Raw genomic sequence first — 15,705 nt, 5'->3', positions numbered from 1 at the left:
GTCAGTTTCCTTCCTGGATGGTGATGTTGCTCATGGTGCCGTCGATCTTGAGGATGAGCGCGGCCCCCGGCTTGTCGGTGTTGTAGTTGCTCTGCTGCGACGTCATGCCGCCATGGTTCTGCGAACCCTCGTTGAGGTTGCCCAGGGTCATGTCCGCCCGGATCTCCACGGGAACCGTGTCCGGAATGACCACGGTCAGGTTGCTTGCCGTGACGTCCATGGGAATGACGACGTCGGTGCCCAGCGGCGGCGTGAGGTTCAGCCGCGTCAGGTCAGCGGTTCCGCTTCCTCCCGTGATGTTGAAGCCTTCCCGTGCCTGTTCGATGCTGACCGGGTTCCAGTTGGCGTCCTGGAAACGGAAGCGGTCGCCGTTGGGTACCACGTTGAAGATGCCGCCGATGATGAGCGCCACCACTGCAAAGAAGCCGAGGATTCCGGAGGTCCTGCCCCTGAGGCCGGCGATCAGGATGCCGAGACCCAGGATGGCCGCACCGCTGGCCCACACCACGGCGTTCGTGGCGTCACCCAGGTTGATGACGTTAAGGGCTTCGAGTGCTTTGATTCCGCCGCCCACCAGCAGGGCCACGCCTGCCGTCACCGCGACGGCGGGGGCGCCGGGGCCAACGTTCGGAGCCTTGGGAGCGGACTTGGACGGTCCGCCGTAGCCGCCGCCGTAAGGCGGGGTGGCGCCGTAGCCGCCCGAGCCGGGAACGCCGCCGTCGTACGGTCCGCCGGTGTACGGGGCACCGGAGTAGGAGCCGCCGGAGTATGGTGCGCCCGTGTACGAGCCGGGCTCATAGGAGCCGCCGGGGGCCGGGGAGGAGGTTCCTGCCGGGGACGTCGCTGCGAAGGTTCCGCCGGCAGCGGAGCCCGCATCTGTGCTGGTATTCATGAGAGGTGCTCCGTTCGAGGCCTTGTCCCGCTGCGAGAGGTAGTAGATGAGGTAGACGGCGCCTGCTATCCAGAAGACCGTCCAGAAGAAGCCGCCGAACCCGTTCCGCTCCCAACCCCAGAAGCCGCTGCCCAGGCTGGGAAAGCCGATCACCGTGGTGATGAGGGCTCCGGTCATGCCGGTGGTCCAGCGTCCGGCCCCGGCTTCCTGGACATGGATGCGGCCGTCGGGCTCCGGCAGCAGTGCCCAGGCGATGCCGTAAAGCAGTACGCCGATGCCGGCGAAAATCGACAGGACGATGAAGACGCCGCGCACGATCAGCGGGTCGACGCCCAGCCGGTGCGCTATGCCGCTGGCGACGCCGCCGATCCAGCGGTCCTGTCCGCGTTGAATGCCGTGGCTCCGGACCCAGTTGAAGAAGTTCTGGGGCTGGGACTGCGGGTAGGCGTACCGGGTATCGGCCGAGTGTGCGCCGGGGGCCTGGCCGCCGGGTAACCCGGCGCCGGGGAGCTGCGCGTTCGGATACAGCGGCGGCGGCCCGCCGGGGAAGTCAGCGCCGGGAGTGGAGCCGGGCGTGGAGCCGGTTCCGGACGGGGAGCCGGAATCAGTGCCGGCACCGGTCCCGGACTCGGGACGGCCGGACGGCAGCGGATCTTCATCGGGGTATGCATTGTGCGAGTTCATACTTCGATCCTGCCGTCCGCGGCCGCCGCGCTCTATTGGGGAACACCCTGAGCCGTCCCTGAGTGACCCCCGGTTCCGTGCGGAATCAGGCGTGCGGAACCCTGATCCATGTTTGGATTGACACATGACAACCGCCATGACCCGCCCCCCGCTGGTCCGCAGCAGCGACCGCGTGATCGCAGGCGTCTGTTCGGGCCTGGCCGCCCACCTGGGCTGGTCGGTGCGGATGGTCCGGATCGGCATGGTGGTGGCAGCGCTCGCAGGCGGAGCCGGGCTGGCCTTCTACGCATGGCTCTGGATCATGGTTCCCACTTCGGACGAGAACGCGAAACGGAACGCACGCCGTCCGGCCTCGCCCATTGCCCCGGCCGTCAGCGCCCCGGCGCCGCTGCCGGTGCCGCCGGATTTCATGCCCGGGCCAGTGCCCGCCGCAGCCACCTTCCCTGGCACAGCCGCCCTCAACGACGCACCGGCACCGGCCGTTCCGTCCGGCGTTGCGGCCGGTGCGGCAGCCACCACCGGCATCACCTCCGGCGGCCCGGGCGCCGCGATTTCCGGCGGCACCGACGGCGGGACCTCCGCCGGGTCGGGCGCCGGCGCGCCGTGGTTCCGGGTCCGGAGCATGCCGTACGGCAAGGAAATACTCTTGGGAGCCGGTCTCCTGCTGGCAGGCGGAATCCTGATCGCGCGCATGCTGGGCGTCGACGTCCCCCTGGGGACGCTGATCCCCGCCGCCGCGATCCTTGGCGGGGCGGCAATCGCCTGGATGCAGCTGGATGAAACCCGCCGGGCGGGCCTCCTCGACAAGACCAAGGCGGACCAGGCCGGCGGCTGGGCAAGGCTCGCCGCCGGGCTCGCCCTGGTGGTGGCCGGTGTACTGGTGATGGTGTCCGGCTCCGGCTCCTGGGAGCAGACCTGGCTGGCGCTCCTTGCCTCCGTGGCAGTCCTTGGCGGTGTGGCCCTGGTGCTGCTCCCGTGGGGCCTGAAATTCTGGCGGGACCTGGAAGCGGAGCGCGCCGGCCGCGTCCGGGCCACGGAGCGTGCGGAGATTGCCGCCCACCTGCACGATTCCGTGCTGCAGACGCTCGCGCTGATCCAGCGCCGGGCAGGGAACGAGAACGACGTCGTCCGCCTGGCACGCGCCCAGGAACGGGAGCTGCGGGGCTGGTTGTACCGCGACCCCGACAAGGATGCAGGGCAGCTCTCCGAGCGCATCAAGGCAGCCGCGGCGGAAGTTGAGGACTCCCTGGGCCATGCCGTGGACGTGGTCAGTGTGGGAGACACCGCCATGACCGCCCGCCACGAAGCACTGGTGCAGGCGAGCCGGGAGGCCATGGTGAACGCGTCCCGCCACGGCGGCGGTGCAGTGTCGGTTTATCTCGAGGTGGCCGACGGCGGCGCGGAAGTCTATGTGAAGGACCGCGGACCCGGTTTCGACCCGCAGACGGTTCCGGCCGACCGCATGGGGGTCAGGGAATCGATTGTCGGACGGATGAACCGCCACGGCGGGACCGCCGTCATCAGCAGCAGCGCGGACGGCACGGAAGTGCGGCTCAGGCTTCCTTCCGACGCCGCGGACAACGGAGAGGGAAAGTCGTGAACAACATCGACACAGCGGGCGCTCATGCAGGAGGTGTTCCGGCCATCCGCGTGGTCATCGTGGATGATCACGCCATCTTCCGGTCGGGGCTCAAAGCGGACCTGGACGCCCGGGTCACCGTCGTGGGCGAGGCCGGAACAGTCGAGCAGGCCATCGCCGTGATCGCGCAGACCCGGCCCGAAGTGGTGCTGCTGGACGTCCACCTGCCGGGTGGCCTGGGCGGCGGCGGGCGCGAAGTGATTGCCGGATCGGCCGCACTGCTCGGCAGCACCCGGTTCCTGGCCCTGAGCGTCTCCGACGCCGCAGAAGACGTGGTTTCGGTCATCCGGGCCGGAGCCCGCGGCTATGTGACCAAAAGCATCTCCGGCACGGAAATCACCGATGCCGTCCTCCGTGTGGCCGGCGGCGACGCCGTTTTTTCGCCGCGGCTGGCAGGCTTCGTGCTCGATGCGTTCGGCACGGCCCCGGCGGATATCGCCGACGACGAACTCGACCGCCTCTCCGCCCGCGAGCTGGAGGTCATGCGGCTCATCGCGCGCGGCTACAGCTACAAGGAAGTGGCCAAGGAGCTCTTCATCTCCATCAAGACAGTGGAAACCCACGTCTCCGCCGTGCTGCGCAAACTGCAGCTGTCCAGCCGCCACGAACTGACCAAGTGGGCCGCCGAACGCCGGCTCCTCTAGCCCACCCCGGACGCTCTCTCACTTCCTGCCGGTTAACCGCCGACGCTCTCTGACTTTCTTGCGAAAAGTGAGAGAGCGTTGGCGGGTTTCCTGCGGAAAGTGAGAGAGGGGCCCTACTTGGCCTTGCCGAGGAAGGCCTGAAGCCGTGCCACACCCGTGGCGAGGTCGTCGTCGCCCAGTGCGTAGGAGAGGCGCAGGTAGCCCGAGGGACCGAACGCCTCGCCCGGTACGACCGCAACCTCAACCTCGTCCAGGATGAGTGCAGCCAGCTCGGCGGAAGTCTGCGGGCGGGCGGTCCCGTTCGCCGTCTCGAATTCCTTGCCCAGCAGGCCGCGGACGTCCGCGTAGACGTAGAAGGCGCCCTTCGGCGTCGGGCATTCCACCCCGTCAATGGCGTTCAGGCCGGCGACAATCGCCTTCCGGCGGCGGTCGAAGGCCACCTTCATCTCGTCAACCGCGGTGAGCGGCCCGGAGACGGCCGCGAGGGCAGCAACCTGCGGGATGTTGGACACATTCGAGGTGGCGTGCGACTGCAGGTTGGTGGCCGCCTTGATGACGTCCGCCGGGCCGATCATCCACCCCACGCGCCAGCCGGTCATGGCGTAGGTCTTGGCCACCCCGTTGAGGATGACCACCTTGTCGCCGAGTTCCGGAACGGCCGTTGCAATGGACGTGAAGGGAACGCCGTCGTAGGTGAGGTGTTCGTAGATTTCGTCGGTGACCACCCACAGCCCCTTGGAGGCCGCCCACAATCCGATTTCGCGGACCTGCTCCGGCGAGTACACCGAGCCGGTGGGGTTCGACGGCGACACGAACAGCAGGATCTTGGTGCGCTCGGTCAGGGCGGCTTCGAGCTGCTCCACGGTAACGAGGTAGTCCTGTTCCGGGCCCGCGAAGACCTCCACGGGCACGCCGCCGGCCAGCCGGATGGCTTCCGGGTACGTGGTCCAGAACGGCGTGGGAACAATGACCTCATCGCCCGGATCGACCAGCGTGGCGAAGGTGTTGTACACGGCCTGCTTGCCGCCGTTGGTAACCAGGACCTGTGACGCCTCGGCCTTGTAGCCGGAATCCCGCAAGGTCTTGTCCGCAATGGCCTGCTTGAGTTCCGGGAGCCCGCCGGCGGGGGAGTAGCGGTGGTACTTCGGCTGGCTGGCGGCGTCGATGGCGGCCTGAACGATGTAACCGGGGGTCGGGAAGTCGGGTTCCCCGGCGCCGAAGCCGATGACCGGCCGTCCGGCTGCCTTGAGTGCCTTGGCCTTGGCATCAACGGCCAGGGTGGCGGATTCGGCGATAGCGGAAATGCGTTGGGAAACGCGGGCGGCAGGCATGGCAGGGTCCATTCTTCGCTTGCAGCTCGATGGCTGGTTGTGGGATTCGACGAGATCTACTCTATGCTGTTCAGCGGATCGTTCACCGTGACGGCCAGGAATGTGACCGTGTCCCGGTCGGCAGGCCCTGGCAGCCGCGAAGAAGGTCCGAAATGAGGCTGGTTCGACGTAAGCGCAGTTGTTGCGTAGACTAGTTCTCCGGTGTTGAAAACACGATGATGGCCTGCGCCCCGTGAAGTTTGCGGGAAGTGTGGTGTGATTGGTTTTCGATCCATAGGGTAGTGGCGCAATTGGTAGCGCAGCGGTCTCCAAAACCGCAGGTTGCAGGTTCGAGTCCTGTCTGCCCTGCGCAAGCGGTTCCGGCGGTTAGCCGGAGCCAGCGCAGCAACCATGGTTCAGTTCAGAGCCGGGTATCCGACATTTGCGAGGATGAGTGAGGACCAGGTGACCGAAACGGCTGCAAGCAGCTCCAAGGGCCGCCCCGCCAAGAATGCCGCCAAGGCCGGCTTCTTCGCTCGCATCGCACTCTTCGTCCGCCAGGTCATCGGCGAACTGAAGAAGGTCGTAGCACCCACCCGCAAGGAACTGATCAATTACACGCTCGTGGTGCTGGTGTTCGTGATCATCATGATGCTCATTGTTACCGTCCTGGACTTGGCTTTCGGGACCGGAGTGAGCTGGGTCTTCGGCGGCACAGGCCCCGCGGACCGCTAAGGCGATCCGTCCGCAGACTGCGTGGAATGCTCCGGGAATCCGGAAGCATTCACGGGGTGTGCGGAATTGAGCCATTTAAATAGGCATGTTAGGCAATGAGGAAGCAGGAGACCAAGTGTCTGAGCAGGAGCTCGAGGTAACTGAGACTGAGCTGGATGGGTCCACGGACAGCACAACAGACGCCGCGGCGGTAGCCGGGGAAGAGTCAGAGGTTGAGTCTGCTGCGCCCGATTCCATCGACGATTCCTCTGAGGCCGACGCTGACGCTGATGCTGACGACGCCGAAACGGACGAAGACTCTGACGACGCCGAAGCCGGCTCCGAGGACGATGAGGCTGACGCCCTGGCCGCCGCGGCCGCCAAGGCTGAGGTTGATCCGGCCGAGGAATTCAAGGCCAAGCTGCGCCGCCAGGAAGGCGACTGGTACGTCATCCACTCCTACGCGGGTTACGAAAACCGCGTCAAGGCCAACCTTGAGACCCGCATCCAGACTTTGGACATGGAAGATTACATCTTCGAAATCCAGGTCCCGATGGAAGAAGTCGTTGAGATCAAGAACGCTCAGCGCAAGGTCATCAACCGCGTCCGCATCCCCGGCTACGTTTTGGTCCGCATGGACCTGACCGACGCTTCCTGGGGCGCCGTCCGGCACACCCCCGGCGTCACCGGCTTCGTGGGCAACGCCCACAACCCGGTCCCGCTGCGGCTCGATGAGGTCTTCTCCATGCTCGCCCCCGTCTTCGAAGAAGAGCAGGCCGAGAAGGGCAAGCCGGTCAAGCACGCCGCCGCTCCCGTGGACGTCGACTTCGAAGTCGGCGAGTCCGTCATCGTCAAGGAAGGTCCCTTCGAGACCCTCCCCGCCACGATCTCCGAGATCAAGATCGATTCGCAGACCCTCGTGGTGCTGGTCTCCATCTTCGAGCGCGAGACCCCGGTCACCCTGGCGTTCAACCAGGTCACCAAGATCTAGCAACACCCCACCAGAATTCGCTTCAGGGCTGCCCGCTTAGCAGCCATGTAGCGGCCGGTCGCCTCGCCATGGCGGCCACCAACCTGAGGCACGCTCCTGTGTCCCAGGACGAAATTGAGAGAAGGACCCTACATTGGCTCCCAAGAAGAAGGTCACCGGCCTCATCAAGCTGCAGATCCAGGCAGGTGCCGCTAACCCGGCCCCGCCGATCGGTCCTGCGCTTGGCCAGCACGGTGTCAACATCATGGAATTCTGCAAGGCGTACAACGCTGCGACGGAAGCCCAGCGCGGCAACGTTATTCCTGTTGAAATCACGGTCTACGAAGACCGCTCGTTCACGTTCATCACCAAGACCCCGCCGGCTGCAGAGCTCATCAAAAAGGCTGCAGGCGTCGCCAAGGGTTCAGCTACCCCGCACACCGTCAAGGTTGCCAAGCTGACCCAGGCCCAGGTCAACGAGATCGCTTCCACCAAGATGGAAGACCTCAACGCCACCAGCCTCGAAGGCGCAGCGAAGATCATCGCCGGCACCGCCCGCTCCATGGGTATCACCGTCGAGGGTTAATTCCCCACCGCTGATGCGGCGTCGGCACTCGGACCGTAAGAAACCGAGGACGACGGCGGACAGCACCGCCGGGCAACCGGCACCACCTAAACATAGAAATGTTGGACATCCGGTCCGGACAAACCGTTTCGGGATTCCAACTGTGGCAGGGCCCAGCGCGGTCCGCAGACCACAACTGCACAAGGAGAATAAGCAGCATGGCAAAGCGCAGCAAAGCATATGAGGCAGCCGCCGCCAAGATCGACGCGGAGAAGTTCTACGCGCCGTTCGAGGCAGTGACGCTCGCCAAGGACACCAACCCGTCCAAGTTCGACGCCACCGTTGAGGTCGCTTTCCGCCTGGGCGTAGACCCTCGCAAGGCCGACCAGATGGTCCGCGGCACGGTCAACCTGCCGCACGGCACCGGTAAGGTCGCCCGCGTCCTCGTCTTCGCAACGGGCGACAAGGCAGAAGCAGCAATCGCTGCCGGCGCCGACTTCGTTGGTTCCGATGACCTGATCGAAAAGATCGCAGCCGGCTGGACCGACTTCGACGCCGCCGTCGCCACCCCCGACCTCATGGGCAAGGTTGGCCGCCTCGGTAAGGTCCTGGGTCCGCGTAACCTGATGCCGAACCCGAAGACCGGCACCGTGACCCCCGACGTCACCAAGGCTGTCAACGACATCAAGGGCGGCAAGATCGACTTCCGCGTCGACAAGCACTCCAACCTGCACTTCATCATCGGCAAGGTTTCCTTTGACGCCGTCAAGCTGGCCGAGAACTACGCAGCAGCACTGGAAGAGGTCCTTCGCCTGAAGCCGTCCGCTTCCAAGGGCCGCTACATCCAGAAGGCCACCGTGGCTACCACGTTCGGCCCGGGCATCTCCGTTGACCCCAACGTCACCAAGGTCCTGACCGAGGTCTAATCCTCAGCAGTTCCGCATGAAAGACCGTCCCGCAGTTGCGGGGCGGTCTTTCTGCGTCTCCGCCTCCATTCCCCTGGCGGAGCGTCCGTTGGCTGAGAGTCCGCCCCCGGTTAGGCTGTCCCCGTGAATGCAGCGGCTTACGTCATCGAACCCCTTGTCCTGCCCGACGCAATCGATTCCCCGGAGGCCGGCGAGTTCCTGGAGTTCGGAGCGCTCAGCGATGCCCTGGTGCTCGAAACCTGGGGTAACGCGGACCGCCTGGCACCGTTGGCCACGAGGCTTCATTATTGGCGGGACAGCCCCTACGCACAGGTGAGGCTCTTCTTCGTGCGGCTGCGCGGTCGGATGGTTGCGAGGTCCTGGATCCGCATGGGGGTCCAGGAAAACCTCCAGACCGCACTCCTGCACGTGACTGTGCTGAAGGAGTTCCGGGGCCGGGGGATCGGCCTGGCGCTGCTGGGCCACGCCGAGCAGCTGGCAGCATTGCACGGGCGCACCATACTTCAGACATTCACGGAGCACCCGGCAGACTTCGACGCCGACGGGTCCGGGCTGCTCCGGCCGGCAACGGGAACGGGCGGAGTGCCCGCAGACGCGGACGGTGTGCGTTTCGCCCTGCAGGCCGGCTACCGGCTGGAACAGGTGGAGCGCTTCAGCGCCCTGTCCCTCCCCACGGCGGACAGCAAGCTTTCTGCACTGGAAAGCGAAGCGGGGAAAAAGGCGGCGCAGCAGTACGAGTTGCTGCATTGGACGGACCGTTGCCCTGAGGAACATGCGGAACAACTCGCAGTCCTGATGTCCCGCATGAGTACGGACACGCCCGCGGGTGGCCTCAACTACGACGAGGAAACCTGGGACGTGACCCGGGTCCGGCACGTGGAGAAAACGTGGAAGAAGGCCGGCCTGAACTCCCTGGTGGCAGCCGCCCGGCACCGTTCGACCGGGGAACTGGCCGCGTACACCGTCCTTCAGGTGTCAGACGGGAAGCCGTGGCTGGCCAACCAGGACGATACCCTCGTGGCCCGCCATCACCGGGGGCACCGCCTGGGAATGCTGGTCAAGATCCTCAACATCCGCCGGCTGCTGGCCGGTTATCCGGAGGTGGAGCGAATCATTACGTTCAACGCCGCCGAAAACGACCACATGCTCTCCATCAACGTGGCGCTCGGCTTCCGTCCCGCGGGGTACGACGGTGAATGGCAGAAGACGCCGTGACCGGCCTGGCGATCACCGCCGTCGCCATCCCGCAGCCCGGGGACGAAGGGACGGAACGGGCCGCCAGCCTCCTGGCGTGCCGTGCGCTCCGCGACGGGCACCATCTGGCCAAGTGGGGAAACCTGGACCGCGGATCCACACTCCGGGAAGACCAGGAATATTGGCGCGGAACCGATTACGAGGAACGCCTGCAGTTCCTGGCAAGGCTGGATGGCGTCCCGGTGGGTACCTGTGCGGTGGTGCTGCCGCTCAAGGAGAACATGTCAGTGGCCTGGATCGACGTGCTGGTTGCTGCCCCGTATCGGCGGCGGGGGATTGGCAGGCGGCTGCTCGCGGTTGCAGAGGAAGCGGCCCACAGCCGCGGACGCAGGGTATTCGAAGGCTACTGCGAGGAGCCCGTCCAGGAGCAGCAGCCGGGCACGGAAGAACTCCCGGCGAAATCCGGGAGCGGCGGTGTTCCGCTGAACCTTGCCTCAACGTGCTTCGCCCTGGCCTCCGGTTATGAACTGGAGCAGGTGGAAAGGTCCGGCAGGCTGCGGCTGCCTGTGGACCCGGAGCTGCTGGACGGACTGGAAGCCGACGCCAGGAAGCACGCGGACGGCTACCGGGTGGTGGCGTGGCAGGGCAGCTGCCCGGAATCCCTCGTGGATGCCTACGCCGCCCTGAAACGGAGGATGAGCGCGGACGTGCCGACCGCCGGGCTGGAAGCCGAGGTCGAAGACTGGGACGCGGCGAGGGTGCGCGTTGAGGAACAAGGCTGGGAGCGCAGCGGTGTGGTGGCGCTGGTGGCCGCGGTCCAGCACTCGGGGACAGGAGACCTGGCAGCCTTTACGGTGCTGAGCTACCGTCCGGAGCGGCCCCGCGTTCTGATCCAGGAAGACACGCTGGTCGCGGCACCGCACCGCGGCCGCCGGCTGGGAATGCTGGCCAAGATCGCCAATATCAGGCTCGCCCTGGAGGCGTGCCCGGCTGCGGAGTCGGTCATTACATGGAACGCCAGCGAAAACCGGCATATGCTGGCGATTAATATTTCGCTTGGATTCAAGCCCGCCGGCTTTGAAGGTGAGTGGCAGAAACGACTGGAATGACGCCCTCTATGGTTAAAGACGTACGGATCGAACAACTCTGGATTCCCGATTCCCTCGACGGGCCCGACAGCGCCGATTTCCTGGCCGCCGTCGAAGTGAGCCGGAAGGTCCGGATGCAGACATGGGGGAGTGACGATCTCGCCTACACCCCGCTGGAAAAGCTCCTCGAACTTGCCGATCCCTACGAACGCCAGATCATCCTCGTTGCCAGGGTGGACGGCGAAATCGTGGGCACGGCAGACATCGCCCTGCCCCTGGCCGATAACCTGGACCTCGCGGAATTCACGCTGGACATCCTGCCCGAGTTCCAGCGCCAGGGAGTGGGACGCCAGTTGCTGGAAGCGGCGGAGCAGTTTGCCCGGGCTGAAGGCCGGACGTCGATCCTGATCGACACCAACCATCCCGGCGTCTCATTGAACAGCGAGGTCGATGACCAGCTGGTCCCGGGCTCCGGCCTTGGCTTCGTTCCGATGGGAAGCCGGGAAGTGGAGTTTGCCCGCAAGACCGGCTACACCCTGCAGCACATCGAGCAGTTCAGCTCGTGCCTGCTGCCGCTGGACACCAAGCTGGTCGCGGAACTGTCGGACGAAGCGGAGCAGGCCAACGCTGGCCGCTACCGGTTGCATCACTGGACGGACCGGTGCCCGGACCAGTGGCTGGACGCGGTGGCCGCCCTCGAAAACCAGGCAGGCGAGGACACTGAACCGTCGTCAAGGACCGACGAGCAGATGGTGTTCGACGGCGCCATGATCAGGAAAGCGGAAGAGGCCACCATTGCGCAGGGACGGCGCACGGTGGTCACCGCCGTCGAACACATCGCCACCGGGATGCTCGTGGGGCTGACCACCATCAGTGTCCTTTCGCAGCGGCAGGACGTGGTGTTCCAGGACGACACAGTGGTGATGCAGGAACACCGGGGCAACAAGCTGGGCCTGCTGATTAAGGTGGCCAACATGGAACGGCTCACCGAGCAGTTCCCTGATGCCAGGGTCATCTACACCTGGAACGCCCCGGAGAACAGGTACCTGCTCAAGGTGAACCAGCAGCTGGGGTTCACCACGGCGGGCGTCACGGGGATCTGGCAGAAGGACCTCCCGGACCTCGGGCCCAGCAGCAGCTGAGCCGCCCGATTTGGAGTACGGGCAGCCTTGCCCGTAAGCTTGAACTACCAAAGACCGTCGGTTGTTGGAAATCCACTCTCCTGAGCATCGCTCAATTCTGCAGTTGTGTGCGGGAGAGCCAGTGGATTTCCGGACGAAGGACCCTGAACATAGGGCGGCCGGCGCAGGTGAACGAAGCAAAGCTCCGCGGTTAGAACTGCGTTGAGCCAAGCCCCGTGCATCTGCGCGGGGCGTTTTTAGTTTTAGCTCACCTTGAGCGGGGACCCGGAATACCGGCACTATCCCCGGAAGGAGGGTTATGGCAACGCCTGCAAAGGTTTCAGCAGTAGCTGAGATCACAAACGATTTCAAGGAATCGAACGCCGCTGTCCTGACCGAATACCGTGGGCTCACTGTTGCACAGCTCAAGCAGCTGCGTGTTTCTCTCGGCCAGGACACCAAGTTCTCGGTCGTCAAGAACACCCTGACCGCCATTGCAGCCAAGGAAGCTGGTGTCGAAGCATTCGACGGACAGCTCGCCGGCCCCACTGCAATCGCGTTCATCAAGGGTGACGCAGTTGCGGCTGCCAAGAGCCTGACGGATTTTGCCAAGACCAACAAGCAGCTGGTCATCAAGACCGGTTACTTCGAGGGCAAGGCCCTGAACGCCAGCGAAGTTGCTGCCCTGGCAGCACTCGAGTCCCGTGAGCTGCAGCTCGCCAAGGTTGCAGGGATCCTCAAGGCTCCTGCTGCCGCCGCTGCACGCATCATCGACGCCCTGCGCCTCAAGCTTGAAGAAGAGAACGGTGCACCGGCAGCTGCCGAAGCGCCCGCCGCTGAAGAAGCACCGGCCGCAGAAGCAGCAGAGACCGAAGCTCCGGCCGAAGCCGCAGCCACCGAAGAGAACTAATTCTCTTTTAGACCAGACTCCGGTGCGAGGACTACGGCCCAGGCCGCCAAGCACCACCTATAGGAAGGACGCCACACCATGGCGAAGCTCACCAACGAAGAGCTCATTGAAGCTTTCAAGGAACTGACCATCATCGAGCTCTCCGAGTTCGTCAAGCTCTTCGAAGAGACCTTCGAAGTTACCGCTGCTGCTGTTGCCGTTGCTGGCCCCGCTGCCGGTGCTGCTGAAGAAGCTGAAGAGAAGACCGAATTCGACGTCGTTCTCGAATCTGCTGGCGACAAGAAGATCGCAGTGATCAAGGAAGTTCGCGCCATCACTTCCCTGGGCCTCAAGGAAGCTAAGGACGTTGTTGACAGCGCTCCGAAGGCCGTCCTCGAAGGCGTCACCAAGGAAGCTGCCGAGAAGGCCAAGGAGCAGCTCGAAGCTGCCGGCGCCACCGTTACCCTCAAGTAACACACGCTGCTTCACGGAAACCCCGTCCACTCCGGTGGGCGGGGTTTTCTGCGTCCGGAGCGGCATCAACAGCCGCACCAGCCGCCCCGCGGACACCCCGCACCACCCCGCACCAACAACCGGTGAAGTTCAGAAAAAGATTGTGGACTCTCCTTTTCATGCACTTCCCGCAGCCCTAGACTTTGGCTTTGTGCCCACCGGCCACCAACGTCAAGGAGCTCACACGATGACCGATCCGACCCCCTCGCCTTCCCGCCGCGCCATGCTTACCGCAGCCCTGGTCGGCGGGACCGCCGCCGCCACCACCTTCGCCGGAGCCCCCGCGGCGCAGGCCCGCCCGGCCCTCCGGCCAGAGGACAAGAAGCAGTTCACCCTGACCGTGCTCGGCACTACCGACCTGCACAACAACGTCTTCAACTGGGACTACTTCAAGAACACCAGCTACGCCGACGCTGCGGGCAACAAGATCGGCAACGCCCAGGCTTCCACCCTCATCAAGGCCATGCGGGCTGAATGCGGCGCAGCGAACACGCTGACCATCGACGCCGGCGACACCATCCAGGGCACGCCCCTTGCCTACTACTTCGCCAAGATCAGGCCCGTCTCCGATTCGGTCACCCACCCCATAACCCTGGCAATGAATGCCGTGGGCTACGACGCCGTCGGACTCGGGAACCACGAATTCAACTACGGCATCCCGCTGCTCCGCACCTGGGAGAAACAACTGGACTTTCCGCTGCTCGGCGCCAATGTCCACGACGCCGTGACCGGCCAGCGTGCATTCACTCCCTACGTACTCAAGCGCATCAAAACGGACAACGGGTGGCTGACCGTGGGACTGGTCGGATTCGTGACTCCCGGCTGCGCGCTGTGGGACCGGGACAACGTCCAGGGGAAGCTGGACTTCAACGGCATTGTGGAGGAAGCCAGGACCGTCATTCCGCAGATGAAGGCTGCCGGAGCCGACGTCGTGATCGTCTCCAGCCATTCAGGCGCGACGCCGGGATCCTCCTACGGCGACGCCCTGCCTTTCCCGGAAAATGCCTCCACCCTTCTTGCCGAGGAGGTCCCGGGCATCGACGCCATCCTGGTGGGCCACGCGCACGTGGAGATCCCGGAACGCTTCGTCACCCACAAGGCCACCGGCAAGCAGGTGCTCCTGACGGAGCCCCTGAAGTGGGGCATGCGGGTTTCCGTGATGGACCTCCGGCTGACCAAGGAGAGGGGCCGGTGGAACGTCACCTCGGCGTCCTCCCACCTGCTGGACGCCAAGACGGCTGAGCCGGATCCCGCCGTCGTCCGCGCTGTGCAGGCCGGGCACGAAGCGACCGTGAAGTATGTGAACGAGGTGATCGGCACGTCGACGGCGGCGCTGAGCACCGGAACCGCCTGCTGGCAGGACACTGCGGCTATCGACGCCATCAACTTCGTCCAGGCGAGCACCATCAAAGCAGAGCTTGCGGGTGGCGCAAACGCCGGCCTCCCCGTCTTGTCCATTGCCGCGGCGTTCTCCCGCGCCGTGGATGTAAAGGCGGGACCGCTGACCATCCGGGACGTCGCCGGGCTCTACATCTTCGACAACACCCTGCTGTCCATCAAGGTCACCGGAGCGCAGGTGAAGGCCTACCTCGAATGGTCGGCGCAGTACTTCAAACCGGTCACCGGCACCACTGCCGCCGCTGCCGACGTCACCAATTCCGTCACCCCGACGGCACCGGGCGGAACGCCCGACTACAACTACGACGTCGTCTATGGCCTGGACGCCCCGCTCACCTACGACATCGACCTGGCCCGGCCCGTGGGAAGCCGGATCTCGAACCTCAGCTACGGGGGAGAGGCCTTGCGCGCGGACCAGGAATTCGCGATGGCCATCAACAACTACCGCCAGAGCGGCGGCGGGAACTTCCCGGGCGTCAAAACCGCGCCCGTGCTCTCCAACAGCCAGCAGGAGATCCGGCAACGGATCATCGACTACGTTGTGGACAGCGGCACCCTTGACGCGGCACTGTTCAGCCGCAGCGACTGGCGGCTGGTGGTCAACGGCCAACCATTGACGGTCATTCCCTAAACGGTGCGGGCTAGGCGGGGTCGCTGATGTCCGCGACCACGGCGCCCAGCGCCGTGGTCAGGGCGTCGGCATCCACGAAGGCGCTGTATCCGTGCTGTCCGGCCCCCATGGAAATCCGGCGCCCTGCGATGGTCGCGTCCGCGTAGACGGGCCACGCCCTGATGCTTCCCAGCGGGGTGATGGTGCCGCGTTCATAGCCGGTGGCTTCCAACGCGACGTCCGCCGGCGGCAGCGAGAGCTTGTTGACGCCCAGCAGCCCCCTCAGCTTGGGCCAGGAGAACTGCCGGTCCCCGGGGACCAGGGCAAAGAGGAAACTGCCGTCCTTGTGTTTGACCACCAGGGACTTCACGATGTCCGCCGGCGTTATGCCCAGGATGCCGGCGGCCTCCTCAAGGCTCTTCGCTGCGAGCCGCTCCACTATCTCGACCTCGAGCCCGCGCGCGGCGGCGTCGGCCAGGAAACGCTCCCTGCCGACACCGCCGGAGGTGGTGCTGCTGCTGGTGGCCGCGTCTGGGGATGAGGCCACG

Annotated in this window: 15 protein-coding genes and 1 tRNA gene; 13 read left to right on the top strand and 3 right to left on the bottom strand. The window is 65.2% G+C overall.

Annotation, left to right across the window (positions count from 1 at the left end):
• Position 1: 1 nt before the first annotated feature.
• Entirely contained in the window at positions 2–1,576 is a 1,575-nt protein-coding gene (locus tag BS38_RS0103855; RefSeq protein WP_028269601.1) for a PspC domain-containing protein, read from the bottom strand.
• 124 nt (positions 1,577–1,700) lie between these two features.
• Here BS38_RS0103855 and BS38_RS0103850 point away from each other — a divergent pair, with 124 nt between their 5' ends.
• Together BS38_RS0103850 and BS38_RS0103845 are read left to right on the top strand one after the other, a co-directional pair.
• Positions 1,701–3,176 (top strand): ATP-binding protein, encoded by a 1,476-nt coding sequence (locus BS38_RS0103850; protein WP_028269600.1) that lies wholly within the window; start codon positions 1,701–1,703, stop codon positions 3,174–3,176.
• Between the two features lie 50 nt (positions 3,177–3,226).
• The gene (locus tag BS38_RS0103845; RefSeq protein WP_043437612.1) at positions 3,227–3,859 is read left to right on the top strand and encodes a response regulator transcription factor; all 633 of its coding nucleotides are present in this window, start codon (positions 3,227–3,229) and stop codon (positions 3,857–3,859) included.
• Positions 3,860–3,972: 113 nt separating this feature from the next.
• On the opposite strand, the gene BS38_RS0103840 is transcribed toward BS38_RS0103845, so the two are convergent.
• Positions 3,973–5,190, bottom strand: coding sequence for a pyridoxal phosphate-dependent aminotransferase (locus BS38_RS0103840; RefSeq protein ID WP_028269598.1), 1,218 nt, complete (start codon positions 5,188–5,190; stop codon positions 3,973–3,975).
• A gap of 275 nt (positions 5,191–5,465) precedes the next feature.
• Here BS38_RS0103840 and BS38_RS0103835 point away from each other — a divergent pair.
• The 11 genes from BS38_RS0103835 to BS38_RS0103785 all read left to right on the top strand — a co-directional run bounded on the left by BS38_RS0103835 (position 5,466) and on the right by BS38_RS0103785 (position 15,178).
• Positions 5,466–5,538 (top strand) — tRNA-Trp (locus BS38_RS0103835).
• Between the two features lie 81 nt (positions 5,539–5,619).
• The gene (gene secE / locus BS38_RS0103830; protein WP_028269597.1) at positions 5,620–5,904 is read left to right on the top strand and encodes a preprotein translocase subunit SecE; all 285 of its coding nucleotides are present in this window, start codon (positions 5,620–5,622) and stop codon (positions 5,902–5,904) included.
• A 115-nt stretch (positions 5,905–6,019) separates the two neighbouring features.
• Positions 6,020–6,874: a transcription termination/antitermination protein NusG gene (nusG, locus tag BS38_RS0103825; RefSeq protein ID WP_028269596.1), complete on the top strand. Its 855-nt coding sequence runs from the start codon at positions 6,020–6,022 to the stop codon at positions 6,872–6,874.
• Positions 6,875–7,007: 133 nt separating this feature from the next.
• Positions 7,008–7,439: a 50S ribosomal protein L11 gene (gene rplK / locus BS38_RS0103820; protein WP_003803853.1), complete on the top strand. Its 432-nt coding sequence runs from the start codon at positions 7,008–7,010 to the stop codon at positions 7,437–7,439.
• A 197-nt stretch (positions 7,440–7,636) separates the two neighbouring features.
• Positions 7,637–8,344 carry a 50S ribosomal protein L1 gene (gene rplA / locus BS38_RS0103815; RefSeq protein WP_028269595.1) on the top strand — a complete coding sequence of 236 codons (708 nt, stop codon included), beginning with the start codon at positions 7,637–7,639 and terminating at the stop codon, positions 8,342–8,344.
• Positions 8,345–8,467: 123 nt separating this feature from the next.
• Entirely contained in the window at positions 8,468–9,559 is a 1,092-nt protein-coding gene (locus BS38_RS0103810; protein ID WP_028269594.1) for a GNAT family N-acetyltransferase, read from the top strand.
• Positions 9,541–10,647 (top strand): GNAT family N-acetyltransferase, encoded by a 1,107-nt coding sequence (locus BS38_RS0103805; protein WP_028269593.1) that lies wholly within the window; start codon positions 9,541–9,543, stop codon positions 10,645–10,647. Before BS38_RS0103810 ends, BS38_RS0103805 begins: the two co-directional genes overlap by 19 nt.
• Before the next feature lie 8 nt (positions 10,648–10,655).
• Positions 10,656–11,768, top strand: a complete 1,113-nt coding sequence (locus tag BS38_RS0103800) for a GNAT family N-acetyltransferase (RefSeq protein WP_028269592.1) — start codon at positions 10,656–10,658, stop codon at positions 11,766–11,768.
• A gap of 298 nt (positions 11,769–12,066) precedes the next feature.
• Positions 12,067–12,657: a 50S ribosomal protein L10 gene (gene rplJ / locus BS38_RS0103795; protein WP_028269591.1), complete on the top strand. Its 591-nt coding sequence runs from the start codon at positions 12,067–12,069 to the stop codon at positions 12,655–12,657.
• 78 nt (positions 12,658–12,735) lie between these two features.
• The gene (gene rplL, locus BS38_RS0103790) at positions 12,736–13,110 is read left to right on the top strand and encodes a 50S ribosomal protein L7/L12 (protein WP_028269590.1); all 375 of its coding nucleotides are present in this window, start codon (positions 12,736–12,738) and stop codon (positions 13,108–13,110) included.
• Positions 13,111–13,336: 226 nt separating this feature from the next.
• Entirely contained in the window at positions 13,337–15,178 is a 1,842-nt protein-coding gene (locus BS38_RS0103785) for a bifunctional metallophosphatase/5'-nucleotidase (protein WP_028269589.1), read from the top strand.
• 10 nt (positions 15,179–15,188) lie between these two features.
• Here BS38_RS0103785 and BS38_RS0103780 read toward each other — a convergent pair whose 3' ends face one another.
• Positions 15,189–15,704: an aminoacyl-tRNA deacylase gene (locus BS38_RS0103780; protein ID WP_028269588.1), complete on the bottom strand. Its 516-nt coding sequence runs from the start codon at positions 15,702–15,704 to the stop codon at positions 15,189–15,191.
• Position 15,705 lies beyond the last annotated feature (1 nt).

It is taken from the genome of Arthrobacter sp. UNC362MFTsu5.1, from assembly GCF_000685965.1.
Lineage (GTDB): Bacteria > Actinomycetota > Actinomycetes > Actinomycetales > Micrococcaceae > Arthrobacter.
Note: the sequence above shows the minus strand (reverse complement) of the source record. Positions and strands in the feature narration are given on the sequence as shown.

Excerpts from the sequence above, each read along its gene's own strand:
- secE (WP_028269597.1), top strand. The coding sequence starts at position 5,620 with ATGAGTGAGGACCAGGTGACCGAAACGGCTGCAAGCAGCTCCAAGGGC.
- rplA (WP_028269595.1), top strand. The coding sequence starts at position 7,637 with ATGGCAAAGCGCAGCAAAGCATATGAGGCAGCCGCCGCCAAGATCGAC.
- BS38_RS0103805 (WP_028269593.1), top strand. The coding sequence starts at position 9,541 with ATGGCAGAAGACGCCGTGACCGGCCTGGCGATCACCGCCGTCGCCATC.
- BS38_RS0103785 (WP_028269589.1), top strand. The coding sequence starts at position 13,337 with ATGACCGATCCGACCCCCTCGCCTTCCCGCCGCGCCATGCTTACCGCA.
- BS38_RS0103840 (WP_028269598.1), bottom strand. The coding sequence starts at position 5,190 with ATGCCTGCCGCCCGCGTTTCCCAACGCATTTCCGCTATCGCCGAATCC.
- rplL (WP_028269590.1), top strand. The coding sequence starts at position 12,736 with ATGGCGAAGCTCACCAACGAAGAGCTCATTGAAGCTTTCAAGGAACTG.
- BS38_RS0103850 (WP_028269600.1), top strand. The coding sequence starts at position 1,701 with ATGACAACCGCCATGACCCGCCCCCCGCTGGTCCGCAGCAGCGACCGC.
- BS38_RS0103800 (WP_028269592.1), top strand. The coding sequence starts at position 10,656 with ATGGTTAAAGACGTACGGATCGAACAACTCTGGATTCCCGATTCCCTC.
- rplJ (WP_028269591.1), top strand. The coding sequence starts at position 12,067 with ATGGCAACGCCTGCAAAGGTTTCAGCAGTAGCTGAGATCACAAACGAT.
- BS38_RS0103855 (WP_028269601.1), bottom strand. The coding sequence starts at position 1,576 with ATGAACTCGCACAATGCATACCCCGATGAAGATCCGCTGCCGTCCGGC.